Consider the following 15,225-nt stretch of genomic DNA (forward strand, 5'->3'; position numbering starts at 1 on the left):
CCGAAAATTCGTCAAAACGAAAAAAAATAGGCGCAAATGCTACTTTTTTTAAGAATAACCTTGTTTATTGTGAAAAAATGTTGTATATTTGCACGGAAATAGTGAGCAAAGTATAATAAGTGCAAACTTTAATAAGAAATGAGTGGAAATTTATATGCATAATTAGTGAATAATTAAAGCATAATTCCCGTTGATCGGGTCAAGACGAAATATCAATTATATCAATATTATAACTTAATAATTAACGAGAGTGTTTATGGAAAAAAGACTCATGATGTTTTTGGCAGGCTTGTTCCTCAGCCTTGGAATGGCCTTTGCCCAGACAAAAGTCACTGGTACCGTAATTTCTCAAGAGGACGATCAGCCCATTATTGGTGCTTCAGTTCTCGTACAGGGCCAGCGCTCCGGTACAGTGACCGATGTTGATGGTAAGTTTACCATCAGTGTGCCATCAGGCAAGAAAATCACTATCAGTTACATCGGTATGGAACCCCAGACCGTAACACCTAAGAACGGTATGACCGTGACGCTCCGCTCCAGTGCAGAACTGCAGGAAGTGGTTGTGACCGGTATGCAGAAGACCGACCGCCGACTCTTTACTGGTTCTACTACTAAGGTGGATGCCGAAAAGGCCAAGTTGGACGGTGTGGCAGATATCTCCCGCTCGCTTGAAGGACGTGCGGCTGGTGTATCGGTGCAGAACGTAAGTGGTACTTTCGGTACAGCTCCGAAGATTCGTGTTCGTGGTGCTACGTCTATCTATGGCTCATCACGCCCCCTTTGGGTTGTTGATGGCGTCATCATGGAAGATGTGACCGAGGTTGATGCCGACCAGTTGTCATCAGGTGATGCAGAGACATTGATTTCTTCTGCTATTGCTGGTTTGAACGCAGACGACATCGAATCGTTCCAGATTCTGAAAGACGGTTCAGCAACTTCTATCTACGGTGCACGTGCCATGTCTGGTGTGATCGTTGTGACCACTAAGAAAGGTAAGTCTGGACAGACCCGTATCAACTACACCGGTGAGTTTACCATGCGTTTGAAGCCTTCTTATTCAAACTTCAACATTATGAACTCGCAGGAGCAGATGGGTATCTACAAGGAGTTGGAGGCCAATGGTCTGATCAGCTTTGGTCGTACCTACCGTGCTTCATCAAGCGGTGTCTATGGTAAGATGTATCAGTTGATGAACACTTACAATCCTGCAACAGGTTCGTTCATGTTGTCTCAGACTGAAGAGGCTAAGAATGCTTACCTCCGTGAGGCTGAGATGCGCAACACCAACTGGTTTGACGAGTTGTTCTCTAATGCTATCCAGCAGAACCACTCTATCAGCATGTCAACAGGTACCGACAAGGCTCAGTACTATACCTCGTTCTCTATCATGGACGACCCAGGATGGACCGAGCAGTCAAAGGTTCGCCGTTATACTGCATCTATCAATGCCATGTATAATGTGAACAAGAAGGTCACCCTCAACATGATTGCCAATGCCAGCTACCGTAACCAGCGTGCTCCTGGTACTACCAGTCAGAGCGTCGATGCGGTGACCGGTAATGTAAGCCGTGACTTCGACATCAACCCTTACTCTTATGCGATCAACTCAAGCCGTGCGCTTGATCCTAACGAGTTCTATACTCGTAACTATGCTCCTTTCAATATCCACAATGAGTTGGCAAACAACTTCATGAACCTCGACGTAGTGGATTTGAAATATCAGGCAGAACTCAAGTATAAGCCCATCAAGAAGGTTGAGCTTACTGTACTCGGTGCCTACAAGTACTCTACCACTACTCAGGCCAACGAGATTCACGAGAACTCTAATATGGCACAGTCATTCCGTGCAATGGACGATGCCACCATCCGTGACAACAACCCTTGGCTCTACACCGATCCCGATAAACCCAACTCCAAGCCTGTATCAGTGCTTCCTGTAGGTGGCTTCTATCGTGAGACCAAGTATAAGATGACCAGCTGGGACTTCCGTGCTACTGCACAGTATAACGATGTATTCAACGAAGACCATATCGTGAACCTCTATGGTGGTATGGAAATCAACGATACACAGCGTAGCCGCAGCTACTTCAACGGTGTAGGTATGCAGTATGACATGGGTTACCTCGGATCATACGACTACCTCTTCTTCAAGCAGTCAGCAGAGCAGAACGCTATGTACTACAGCTTGAGCAACAGCTATGGTCGTGAAGTTTCATTCTTCGCCACCGCTACCTATTCTTGGAAGGGCCGCTACGTTATCAACGGAACTACCCGTTACGAAGGTTCTAACCGTCTGGGTAAATCTCGTTCAGCACGTTGGTTGCCTACATGGAACGTCTCTGGTGCATGGAATGCTCACGAAGAGCCTTGGTTCCAGAAGACTTTCAAGACTGCGTTGACACACGCTACCCTGAAGGCTTCTTACTCACTGACTGGTGACAAACCTGCTGTGACCAACTCACAGGCTATCATTCAGTCGTTCAACCCCTGGCGTCCATTCGCAAGCGATAAGGAGTCTGGACTTAACATTTACGACTTCGCAAACCCCGATCTGACCTATGAAAAGAAACATGAGCTCAACATTGGTGTTGACCTCGGCTTCTTGAACAACCGACTCAACGTACAGTTCGACTGGTATCGTCGTAACAACTACGACTTGATCGGTATGCGTACCACCAACGGTACCAAGGGTACTATCAACGAGTTTGCCAACGTCGCTTCTATGCGTTCACATGGTGAGGAACTTTCTATCTCTTCTAAGAACATTGTCAGCAAGGACTTCAAGTGGAACACCGACTTCATCTTCTCTCACGTGAAGACTAAGATTACCGAACTCGACAACCGTTCACGTTTGATCGACATGGTAACCGGTACCGGTTTCGCTAAGAAGGGATATGCTTACCGTTCACTCTTCTCATTCGACTTCAAGGGACTTAATGCCAATGGTATTCCTCAGGTAGTTAATGAAAGTGGTGAGGTGGTAACCAGCGACATCTACTTCCAGAGCCGTGATATCGACTACCTCGTTTACGAAGGACCTACCGATCCTACCATTACCGGTTCACTCGGCAACTCGTTCACTTATAAGAACTGGCACCTGAACATCTTCGCTACCTATGCTTTCGGCAATGTGGTACGCCTTGACCCTGCTTTCTATGCCAGCTATTCTGACCTCGACGCTATGCCGAAGGAGTTCAAGAACCGTTGGACCGTTTCTGGTGACGAGAACAAAACCACTATCCCTGCTATTCCTGACCTCCGTCAGCTGCAGGCAGACACTCAGCTCTCTTATGCTTTCAACGCTTACAACCGTTCTACCGACCGCGTTGCTAAGGGTGACTTCATCCGCATGAAGGAGATTTCAGTGTCATACGACTTCCCACAGACTTGGCTCAACGCTCTCAAACTGAAGAGTGCCAGCATCAAGCTGCAGGGTACCAACCTCTTCCTGATCTACTCAGACAAGAAACTCAACGGACAGGATCCTGAATTCTTCAACACCGGTGGTGTGGCTGTTCCTATGGCCCGTCAGTTCACCTGCACCGTAAGAGTTGGACTTTAATCAAACTTAATAGAAAGGAACAATAAGATGAAAAAACTTAGCATATTATCACTGGCCGCAGGAATGCTCGCACTTGCTTCGTGTGACAGCTATCTCGACAAGCTCCCCGATGATCGCGCCGAGGTTAACAGCCTCGACAAGGCAAAGAAGTTCCTCGTATCGGCCTATCCCAACCATTCGCCCAACTTTGTCTTCTTTATAAGTGGCGACAACGTGAGCGACAATGGTGTACTTTATAACGCACAGCCCAACCAGATGAATGCCTACAAATGGCAGCCCATTGAGACTGAGAATAACGACGACCCGAAGCAGGTTTGGAATGCTAACTACGAGGCTGCGGCTGTAGCCAACATGGCACTTGAGGCGTTGGCAGGCGATGAATCTGCTGATGCTCAGGCACTGCGTGCCGAGGCACTGCTCTGCCGTGCCTTTGCCATGTTCCAGAATGCCAATATGTTCTGTATGGCATGGAACGATTCTAAGGCTGACGAATACCTCGGTATTCCTTATCCTAAAGTAGCTGGTGAATCTGTCAACGAGCGCGGAACGCTACGTCAGACCTATGAGAATATCAATGCTGATATCGAAGAGGCTCTTCCTCTGCTCAACGATGGTTATCTCACCGTACCTAAGTATCACTTCAACCAGAAGGCTGCTTACGCCTTTGCTGCCCGCTTCAACCTGTTCTACCAAAACTGGGACAAAGCTATCGAATACGCTACCAAGGCATTGGGCGGAAACCCAAGTGGGCTGATGCGTGACATGGACAGCTATGCTCCTTTGGCTGGTGTTGATGACATCCACAACAAATGGATCCGTTCTGGTGAGAACTGCAACCTCATGTTTGTCGATGCCGTTTCTATCAACGGACGTGTCAACCGTGGTTCGTCAAGTTACAAGCGTTTCAACCACAACAGGGATGTGATCACATCACAGACTATGTGGGCTAAAACTCCTTGGTCTGAATCAGCCAGTGATGCAACCAAGAATGCCCTTCAGGAAGCTCGTCTCATGTATGGTAGTAACCAAGCAGTGTATATACCCAGCTTGATCGAGGACTTCGAAATCAAAGATAAGATCAACCAGACTGGTTATGCCCACGTGGTTGACCCCGTCTTCACCGGTGACGAGACTATCTTGACACGTGCAGAGGCTTACATCATGAAGAAAGACTATGACAAGGCTCTTGCCGACATGAATACATGGCTCACCGCTCACAGCGATGTGACTTCACCCAAGTTCTTGACGCTCACAGTTGATAATGTTAATACAGCGCTCAATGCCATCCGCATGACCGAGGTTCCCTCACGTGCAGTGAGCGAAGAGAGCATCAAGAAGCCGCTCAACCCACAGGGCTTCACCGTTGAGGAAGGCACACAGACCAATATGATCTATACAGTGCTCCAGATGCGTCGTATCACCACCATGTATCAGGGTCAGCGTTGGCTTGACATCAAGCGTTGGGGTATTGAGTTCACCCACCATCTTGACGGCGAAGACAATCTCGTCTTCAAGGCAGGTGACCTTCGCGGTGCTATCCAGTTGCCTTACGACGTCATAGAAGCTGGACTTGAGCCTAACCCCAGAGAGACAGCAACCCAGAATTAATTATAACGAACGAAAGGAATAAAGATATGATGAAACATATTACAATGTCGCTCGTTGCACTGCTCATGAGTGTTGCATTCGTGTCGTGTGACAACGACGATCCCAATAGCGAATCGATCTTCAAGACCGAAACGAAGAACGAGACCGAGTTCGACAAGTGGCTCAACACCAACTTCGTGGAGCCATACAATATCAAACTCTACTATCTGTATAACGACAAGCTGACAGACAACTACTACAACGTAGTGCCTGCCACCATCACCAACTCGAAGGCTATGGCCAAGATGATCAAACACGTATGGCTCGACGCTTATGTAGAGGCTTGCGGTGCAGACTTCTTGAAGGCTAATGCTTTCCGTGTGTTCCAGTTTATCGGTTCACCAGAATACAACGGTAAGGGTGAAATCGTGCTCGGTACTGCTGAAGGTGGTGTTCAGGTAACTCTCTTCCGTCTCAATGAGCTTGACCTCAACAACATCTATGTGAATCAGGACGAGCCGTTCCGTGCGCATGCCAAACTGCCTCTGGACCTCAACTACTGGTACTTCCACACCATGCACCATGAGTTCTGTCACATCTTGACACAGAAGAAGTACTACAGCACCGACTTCCAGACCATCTCTGCCGGTAAGTATCACTCTACCGACTGGATCAACGTGGATGACGAAGATGCTGTTAAAGAAGGATTCGTTACCGGTTATGCCAGTGGTGAATACAATGAGGACTTTGCTGAGGTTTATGCCAACTACGTCACTTCAAGCGATGAATCTTGGAAAGCACGTCTTGACAAAGGTATTGAATATACTGTAACAGGTCTCAATGCCAAGGGTGAGACTATCCAAGTTGCATTCTGGGGCCTGCCTACTAAAGCTCAGTTGGCAGGTGCAGGTTTTGCAAGTATTACAGGTGCCAAGATCACTTCAACGCAAGGTGCTGATATCATCAATGCCAAACTTGAAATCGTGCGCAGCTATCTGCAAGACTCTTGGGGTATCGACCTTGAGAAGCTCCGCGCTATCGTGCTCCGCCGTTCGGCAGAGGTTATGAATATGGATTTAACAACTCTTAATTAAGCAATCCGACTATGAAAAAGATCTATAACATTCTGTTCGTCCTTCTCGCTGGTCTGTCGTTCGTGGCATGTTCCAACGAAGTGGATGACGTATTCGATAAGTCGTCTGCCGACAGAATCCAGGAGGCTATCAATGCCGACATGAAACTGCTGGTTGATGCACCTAATGGTTGGCTGATGGAGTATTATGGCGCCAGCAAGTATGGTGGTTACAATATGTTCGTCAAGTTCAATGCTGACAACACCGTAACAGCTGCCAACGAGTTCTTTGAAGAGGGCACTCGTGCTACCTCTCACTTCAAACTTGAGCAGAGTCAGGGTGTACTGCTCTCATTCGACGAGTATAATGAAATCTTCCACATCTTCTCTGATCCTGCCAACATATTGCAGGTAGGTGACAAGGGTAAGGGATTTGAAGGCGACTTTGAGTTCCGTGTCATCAAGGCAGAGGCAGACCGCTTTGAACTTCAGGGTAAGAAGCACGGTCAGAAGATTGTGATGACCCGTGTGGCAGAAGACCTTAACTGGGACAACTACTTCAAGGCTGTAGAAGACATGGAAAAGCTGTTGAGCTACAAGACCTATGCCATCGAGTTTGGCGGCGAGGCTCCGCTGACCATCGTCAAAAGCGATCGTACCTTCACCTATCACGATGCTGAAACCGATAAAGATGTGCTTATCCCATATATCGTTACCGATCAGGGCTTGAAATTCAAGAAGCCTCTTGTGATTGGTACTGATTCTATCAACATGCTGACTCCTGCTGCTGACGAAACTTGGAAGACTGACGGCAAGGGATGGACCGTGAACTATGTATTGCCTACTCTTGTAGAGCAGCTCACTGATCCTAACACATTCTGGTCGTTCAAGAAGGGCAAGATGAGCCAAAAAGCTGCTGTTTCCTTTGCAAAAGCTGAGGAAGCCAGTGCTGCAGAAGGTGAGGACGTTATATTCATCGCATTCGGTGTGAATCCTAATGCCGCTAATCTTGGATGGGGTGTATTCTTCCGCAGTGGTAACTATATAGGAACGCTTCTTCCAACAGTAACTCCGATTGATGGCACTCACCTCTCATTGGCTATGAAGGGTTACGACCAAAATGGTAAGTACTATTATAAAAAAGGTTATAATAACATCACCAATGGTATCCTCCGTGGAACATTCGAATTGAGCACCGACAATCCTAAGAACCCATCATACATCCGCTTGACTCGCACCGATGCTAATGCTCCAGGTGAATGGATGGATGTATTCCCCGGTCTGGATTTGTACGATGCAGGCGAATAAGAGAAATTCTCTTTAAGTCTATAAATGAATAAAGGTGTGACTCCTATATGGGGTCACCCTTTTTTTGCCTATATGCCAGATTATCATTACCATTGTCTCGCACTATCAAACATGATACTCAAACGCTGAAAGATGACACGCGAACAATGTCTGGAACTCAACATGATGGCAGAAACGATTTGCCGATAAATCATGATATGAGCGAAGTGTGGTACTTCACGATTTGCTGCACAACAGGGTGATGACGAAGCCAACAATGAAGATGACACACGTGCCGAGCACGATAGAGAGATAGGGATGGAGATGTGGTCCAGGCAGATTGAGTGGTCCAGCCAACGATATCCAACCGATGACGAGGATGCCAGAAAGACAACCGATGAAGGCGGCACGACGACCGATGTGTTGCGTGCAAGCCAAGAAAAACAATCCTAACATGCCACCAGAGAAAATGCTACTCAGCGTCCACCAAGCATCGATGATACTCTCTACCTGCAACATGGCAAGCGCTACCAGGGCACCCAAGACGCCCACGACAACTGAAGCGATGCGCAATACAACGAGTTCGGGACCCGACGCAGTGCTGGTGTTGCCCTTGCGACGGCGCCAATGGGGCAATAAGGGACGGAAATAGTCGGTCAGAATGATGGTGGCTGCCGACGTGACACTGGTCGATACGGTGCTCATGCCCGCAGCAAAGATACTGGCAATGAGCAGCCCGCGCAGTCCCAAGGGCAAACTATCCACTATGAAATAAGGGAATACATAGTCGGGTTTGGCAGCAATATCGTCGGGCAGATAACCTGTGCCCGACTCGTAGAAAGCATAGAGCGATGTGCCGATCATGAAAAATAGTGCAGAGACCGGTATGAAGAGATAGCCACCGAATAGGGCAGAGAAGCGTGCATCGCTGTCGCTCTTGGCAGCATGATAACGCTGCACGTAGTTTTGATCGATGCCATAATTCTGCAGATTGGTGAAGATGCCATAGATGAGACATTCCCAGAAGGTGCTCTCGGTGAGACTCGCACCGAACGATCCCAACGACAGTTTGTTGCCTTCGGGAGAATGGGTGGCTATGTCGATAATCTGCATAGGACCCTCAGGCAACGAGAATATCAGTATCAGCAAACACAATAGTGCACCACCGATGAGAATGAAGCCCTGTATGGCATCTGCCCATATCACCGCACGCAAACCGCCCAGCATCGAATAGATGACGATGGCAACGGTGGTGGCGATGATGACCACATGGAGATTCCACCCCATCAGAATATACATGGGTACTGCCAACAGATAGAGGATGCTGCCCATACGGGCTATTTGTGTGAACAGATAGCATGCCGAAGCATAGAGGCGAGCCCATGGACCAAACTTCTCTTCAAGGAAACTGTAGGCAGATACCGAACCGCTCTTGCGGTAGAAAGGTACGAAATAGCGAGCTGCAATCCAACTGGCTATCGGTATGGATAACGAGAAAACGAAAGCGTTCCAGTTGCTGGCATAGGCTTTACCGGGATAGCCGATATAGCTGATGCTCGATACATAGGTAGCAAAGATAGACATGCCCACTACCCATCCGGGCAGCGATTTGCCTGCAGAAGTAAATTCATCGGCAGAACTTCCTCGACGGAAAAAGGTACAGCCGAAGACTACGATGCCGATGGTGAATAGCAGAAATACGATGAAGTCGATAATATGCATAGGGTATAGTTAGTGTTGTAGAATCTGTTGTGAACGATGGTGACTGCCGCCTTCCAACTGTTCGCTACCTCCGTAGGGCAGTTGCAGCGTGGCATGGTCACCCTGCGGAATCATGATGTCGATATAGAAAGTGTGTCCCTCAATTCGCCAATCTACGCTTACGGTGCCGTGTGCCGATGCCGTAGAACCTTTACACCAGTGGATGTCGCCCACGGGGTGAGGCGCTATCAGCAGGTCGTTGCCCCGTCGCTGTATGCCCAGCAGGTCGGGTATGAGGAAATTTTCAATATGAGCCATCATGAAGTGGTTCATCGATGCACCATGCTTCGGATTCCACTGTTCGGTGAGTGTTGTCATGCCTTGCTTGATCTGATAGCCATAGCCTGGTACCTCGTCGTGGTTGAGCATGCGGTAGAGCAACTCCCGTTGTCCACCGTCGATGAGTGCTTTGAAGAGATAGCGGTTGCCTATATCGCCCGTGGTCAATCGGTCACCATGCTGATGGATATCAGCCACGAGTTGGTCTAACACCGCCTGACGGTCGCCATCGGGAACGAGATTCATACAGAGTGCGATGGCTTGGGCACACTGGCTGCCAGAGGCATAACGATGGGTTTGCGGATTGTAGAATTCGCGGTTGAAAGCCTCTCGGATGCTATCGGCACGTGCTTCTTCCATCAGATGGTTCCACCAGTAATAATGTGCGGTAGATACCAAAGGCATGGGAGTGTTGCGCGCAAAACCAGCACGCCAGGGACCATAGTCATACCAATCGCCAAGTCCCATGCGCAGTATGTAACACGAGTCTTGCGATGCCAGATAATCGACATAGCGCTTCATCGGCTTGTAGTACTGTCGGATGAGACTATCGTCACCATAGTATTGCTGATAGAGAAACGGCAGCGCGATAAGTGCCCCGCCCCATTCTGGCGATTCGAGGAAGGGTTTTGCCCAGTCGCCGGTAAACACGGTATATTCTGGAGCTGTCTCAGGCATAGCCCCATTGGGGTGTTGGGCATCTGCCATGTTCTGCATGGTCTGTTGTATCATCGTTCTGCAGTCGTAGTTGTAGAGCAATGCCTCGCCGTTGAGCCAGTCTTGTTCGAGCCATCCCAGTTTCTCACGGTGCGGGCAATCGGTCCATACCGCCTGCCAGTTGCTGCGTATGGCACGGTCGATGATGCGGTGGGTGGCATTGATGCGTGGGTTGCTACACTCAAAACTGCTGGTGCGTGGTGCTGCATTATAGACAAAGCAAGATCGGATATGGCGTAAAGTCTCGATGTCGCCCTCCACTTGGAGGTATCGGAATCCATAATAGGAGAAGACGGGATGCCATGTCTCTGTGCCCTTTCCACTAAGCGTGTAAGTATAATAATGTGGGCGACCGGTTTGCTTCTGATTGCAGCGCAGGTCGTCGGTGAGTGTTTCTGCCGGTGTAATCTTGATGTGTTGACCACGCTTTCCCTTGACGGTAATCTCAGGAAATCCCGCAAGGTTCTGTCCCATATCGAACACCAATATAGAGTCGCGACGCAAAGTTTGCGCCACTTCATAGTGTTCCATCACTTTGACAGGATATGCCAACTGAGGACGCAGGATTCCTTTGGGTGCCTGTTGCACCACAACAGGATGCCATGCGGTGGAGGAGATGCGTGCATCGTAGTCTTCGCCACCATACAGACTGTTGAAGGTGATGGGCGATAGACTCCACTGCCATGCGGCATCGCTGACAATCGTCTCTTTACTGCCATCGTGATAGGTGATGTGTAGTGCCAGCAGTAGTGTGGGTGGTCCAAACGAAACCTTTAGTTTGTGATAGCGTCCGCCCTGCTCGTTGTAGAATCCGTTGCCCAATAGCACGTGAACGGTATTCATGCCACGTTGCAGACAGGTATCCACTTCATAGGTATTGTAGAACACCGTCTTGTCGTAGTCGCTCCATGCTGGTGAAAACTCAGCATCGCCTACTGTGCGGCGGTTTATGGACAACTTGTAGCATCCCAGTCCGGCAATCTGCACGGTGGCATGGGCAACCCGTTTCTTGAGCTGGAAGTTGCGTGCGATATAGATGCTACGGCGCGACAACGTGTCGGCAGCGTTCCATAGTGCGCGAGTTTGTTTCAATATGCCTCCCGTGTAGTGTCTGCCTTCTGGAATGTTTGCCTGCTGTCGGGTGATGGCACCAATCCATTGTGCCTCGCCGAAGCAAGTTGGCGACTGGGCAGCCACTCGGAGGGTGATGGCGAACAGTAGGAAGAGTATGCCGCGCTTAGTCATAATGCGTTGTTGATGGTGAGTTTGCCGATGGTGTCACGTTGTCCTGCCAACTGTCCGTCGATATAGACGCGCAGTCCTTTGCCTAAGTGGTAGCGAGATCCGTCGTGGTCCCAAACGATGGTGATCCAGCGACCGTGATAGGCTACGTTGTCGAGACAGAAGTAGTTCCATTTTCCTTCAGGCAACAAGGGGCGCACCTCTAATGTTCCGTCGGTGCGTGGACGCAGACCGCAGATTCCCGTGATGACCAAGTCGCAGAAGGTGGAATGGTTGTAATAGCGGCTGCGCTCTTGATCGCCTTTAAGCCAGTAACCCGTAGTCTCGTCGAGATATTCGCCGATGTAAGGGCGTCCGCGCATGTGTTGACTTTCTACATATTTCTCCATTTCACGGAAGTAGAGCGAGTCGCCCACTACAGGGTCGGTATAGTCGTTGATATAGTTTGCCATGGCAGTAAGCGTCTGACTGGTGGCAAAGGGCCACACGGCACCGTCCCATTCACATTTGCCCACACCGTGAGTACGGAACAAAGGATGGCGGCGCTCGGCAGTAGTCAGTCCGTAGGGAGCAGAGAATCCCTTGGTGTCAGCAGCCTGCAGCCATGCCACACCATAGCGATTGTCATCTTTCGCCATGTGTGTGTACCAAGGCAGGAAGCCGATAGCCTCCCGAACACATGCCGAAGAATCGACGCGGTGGGTTTCAAAAAACTGTTGGTCGGTGTTCCACAGCAGGGTGTGTGCAGCCTCTTGTAGTGAATCGGCTTTGGCATAATAGCGCTCGGCTTTGGCTGGGTCACCGCTGAGTGCTGCAATATTGCCGATAGCTTGGGCATTGCCAAACATATAGGCATTGATGCTGGGACGCAGATATTTCTTCCTACGTCCGCCGCTGATGGTCTCTTCCATGGCATCCTGCACGTCAGCCTGCCAGTAGAGTTGCTGTCCTTTGACCTTTCGGGTGTGGGTAGATTCCCAATGGTTGTATTCCCATTCGAGTGACGGCAACATGTTGCATATCCAGTCTTTGCGTCCATCTACGGCATAGCGTTGCCATAGGGCATGTGGCATCCACGAGGAATAGTTGGCAATCTTCTTCATCGGTTCGCCATTGTTGCCTTTGTACCAGGTGTTCATGATCTGGTCGAGGTAGTCGGTTTGGCGCAACCAACGACTCTCCATGATATGATGACCTACGCCAGAGGCAATCAGATTGTACTGATCGGCATAGGATCGAGGCACAAGAAACTCGGTCATGGCATAGCCCACGGGAGTCAGTCGGATGTGCTTGCGGAGTGTCCACCAACGGTAATACCACATCTCTTCGAATTGTTTCTGCGGGCAGTCGAACAGCGGTACGTTATCGGTCATCCACTGCCATGCCTTGCTGTTGGGTATTGCCTGAATGATATTTTCATCCTCCATGCTGTTGAAATCATCCACATAGTGCTTGTAGTCGGCATAGCGTAATGCCACGGCATGGGCATCAGCATCGTCGGATGAAGTCTGGAAATGGCTGATGCGATAGGTGGCAAGCGGTTCATCGTCGCCTGCATGATCGAGTGTGCCATACCAGTCGGCATCGGTGTCGATATCAGGGAAGGTGCGGCGTGCACCGGTGCGGAAGAGAATACGCTCGATATGTGCTACGGGTGAAAAGAACATGCGCTGTCCTGCCTTCTTGCCGTTGACATAAACCTGTATCATCCGGTTGTCGGTAGAGAGTACGGCTTCGATATGATAGGTCTTACCAGCTTCGTATTTTCCCAAATTGCCGTAGCGTGCACCACCTTTACAGCGCATCTCTCCTTGTGGTGTCAGTTCGATACGCGAGCAGGCGGTACCCTGTTCGTCGAGAAATTCTATCTGTAGGAGACCATGGTCGTTTTGCAGTGCCTCGATGTCGAAAGCCACACGCAGACTCTTCGATGCAGGAATCTTACGTTCTATGCAGGCATAGTCGAAGGGATTGCAGTCTGCCATGGTGAGCCATCCGTTGACCAACGAAACCTCGGCACGTTTAGGCGAATAGATGTTCCACTGGCGGAGTTGGGCGAGTTGTCCCACGTTGAATTCCCCATCGTGGGCGTGCGCTGATGCTTTGGTCTGTACAGGCACGGGGATGTGGCTCACCCAGATATCCTCCTTATTCATAGAGTAGGTCAGCCAGAGGTCACCATCTTTGGGCACTCCGTTGCCTTCGAGAATTCCTCTGACATACTGTGGACCATAGCTCTTATAGTTGCCACCGTAGCGCATGGGCGGCACTTCGCCTACCACGAGATTGAGCGTAGTATATTCCAGTCCGTCGTTGGAGAGGGAAATGCCCAACGGCCAACGGTATTCCGATGGGTTGTAGATGGTGGCATAGGACCCGTCGGAAAGGCGTTGTCCCCATATCTTAGCATTGCTGTTGACAAAACCGCGAGCACGTGCCACAGGCTGTGACCACGTCAGACCGCCATCGTCGCTGATACTGGTCAGCGCATGTTTCCATAAAGCCGCTAAGCGTCCGTCGGGCAAAGTGTAGTCGCAGTATGCCTTGTAACCTTTGTTGAGTGGGATGAGCGGATCGTTGCGGTCAGCCTCTTCCACCCATTGCATGCGGTATCGTGGATTGTCGAGAATCTCTCGGCACACCTTACGTAAGTTTTTGTCGGCTTGGGTGTAATAAGGAAACGGCAGGGCACCTTTCTTGTTTGCCAATGGTTTGCAACCATGGTTGAGATAGATGAAACAGATGGGGCCCAACGAACCATCGGCTTTGACTTCGCGAATGACACGGCCGATGCCGTTGCCATCGTTAGGATCGTCTTTGCGGTCGAAAGCCACACCGTAGTTGCCTAAGGCATAGAGGCGACGGTCTTTGCTGACATACCAACCTACACGTTGATGCATGATGGCTACCAGATTGTGGGCACGTTCAGAGCGTCCTGGTTTCTGGAATCCTTCGGGAACCTGTATTTCAGGAAAGAGAATCTCAGGTTCGCTCCATGTATAACCATCGGCAGACGTCTGATACATGGTGCGTGAAGGTGGTATGTGTTCGTCGCTCGGATCGCAAAGGAAGTTGAGATGGAACCGATTGTTCCAATATGCCAGCATGGGTTGGTGGTTGTAGGTCCAACCATCGTTGTTGACTTTAGCAGGATATTCGCGGTTGGCTTGCATCACTTGGATGTTGTGTACACCAACCACGGGCGACAAACCGCCATCGTGGCGGTAGGGGGTGCTCAGGGTGCTGCCGGTGTAGTGGATGGCATCTGAAGCGTTGAGCAAGTTGCGCACAATGGCTTCGGAAGCACGGAAAATGGTGCCGTGCTTATGGAGAACAGGCACGCTGACCTTGTTGGAAACATCTTCAAAGGTTTTGAAATCGGTGGTGAAATGTGCACCGAAATCCTTCAACCGATAGCGATCATAGTAGATCAGCCATCCACCATCGACCTTAGCGGTAGTAGGACCTTCCATCAGTTTGCCGGTGAAAGGTTCGGATGCCTTCGACCATGGACCGTAAGGTGACTTGGCATAGGCCACCTTGATATCGCGTTCAGGACGTGTATTGTCTTTGAGCACCATCACATAATCGCGCTTGCCCCGTTTGACGAGGGTGGCATCAATACAACTGAAGCCAGGGTCTATCATCAAGCGAGCAGGGGTGAAGGTGCGGAAATCCTTGGTGGTGGTATAGTAAAGACGATGGTTGTTGTTCTCAT

Annotated in this window: 7 protein-coding genes; 4 read left to right on the plus strand and 3 right to left on the minus strand. The window is 49.8% G+C overall.

Annotated features, from left to right (window positions below; translation table 11 throughout):
- Nucleotides 1-256: 256 nt before the first annotated feature.
- The 4 genes from CIK89_RS01710 to CIK89_RS01725 are packed head-to-tail and all read left to right on the plus strand — an operon-like array spanning nucleotide 257 to nucleotide 7,529.
- Nucleotides 257-3,562, plus strand: coding sequence for a SusC/RagA family TonB-linked outer membrane protein (locus CIK89_RS01710; protein ID WP_094389706.1), 3,306 nt, complete (start codon nucleotides 257-259; stop codon nucleotides 3,560-3,562).
- 27 nt (nucleotides 3,563-3,589) lie between these two features.
- The gene (locus tag CIK89_RS01715; RefSeq protein ID WP_094389707.1) at nucleotides 3,590-5,170 is read left to right on the plus strand and encodes a RagB/SusD family nutrient uptake outer membrane protein; all 1,581 of its coding nucleotides are present in this window, start codon (nucleotides 3,590-3,592) and stop codon (nucleotides 5,168-5,170) included.
- A gap of 29 nt (nucleotides 5,171-5,199) precedes the next feature.
- Nucleotides 5,200-6,243: a putative zinc-binding metallopeptidase gene (locus CIK89_RS01720; protein WP_094389737.1), complete on the plus strand. Its 1,044-nt coding sequence runs from the start codon at nucleotides 5,200-5,202 to the stop codon at nucleotides 6,241-6,243.
- An 11-nt stretch (nucleotides 6,244-6,254) separates the two neighbouring features.
- Nucleotides 6,255-7,529 carry a DUF4302 domain-containing protein gene (locus CIK89_RS01725; protein WP_094389708.1) on the plus strand — a complete coding sequence of 425 codons (1,275 nt, stop codon included), beginning with the start codon at nucleotides 6,255-6,257 and terminating at the stop codon, nucleotides 7,527-7,529.
- A gap of 216 nt (nucleotides 7,530-7,745) precedes the next feature.
- Here CIK89_RS01725 and CIK89_RS01730 read toward each other — a convergent pair whose 3' ends face one another.
- The 3 genes from CIK89_RS01730 to CIK89_RS01740 are packed head-to-tail and all read right to left on the minus strand — an operon-like array spanning nucleotide 7,746 to nucleotide 14,821.
- A complete protein-coding gene (locus tag CIK89_RS01730; RefSeq protein ID WP_094389709.1) occupies nucleotides 7,746-9,230 on the minus strand; it encodes a sodium:solute symporter in 1,485 nt (494 codons plus the stop codon).
- 9 nt (nucleotides 9,231-9,239) lie between these two features.
- Entirely contained in the window at nucleotides 9,240-11,510 is a 2,271-nt protein-coding gene (locus CIK89_RS01735) for an alpha-L-rhamnosidase (protein WP_094389710.1), read from the minus strand.
- Nucleotides 11,507-14,821 carry a glycosyl hydrolase family 65 protein gene (locus CIK89_RS01740; protein WP_094389738.1) on the minus strand — a complete coding sequence of 1,105 codons (3,315 nt, stop codon included), beginning with the start codon at nucleotides 14,819-14,821 and terminating at the stop codon, nucleotides 11,507-11,509. Before CIK89_RS01740 ends, CIK89_RS01735 begins: the two co-directional genes overlap by 4 nt.
- Nucleotides 14,822-15,225: the final 404 nt, after the last annotated feature.

The organism is Prevotella sp. P4-119 (assembly GCF_002251345.1).
Lineage (GTDB): Bacteria > Bacteroidota > Bacteroidia > Bacteroidales > Bacteroidaceae > Prevotella.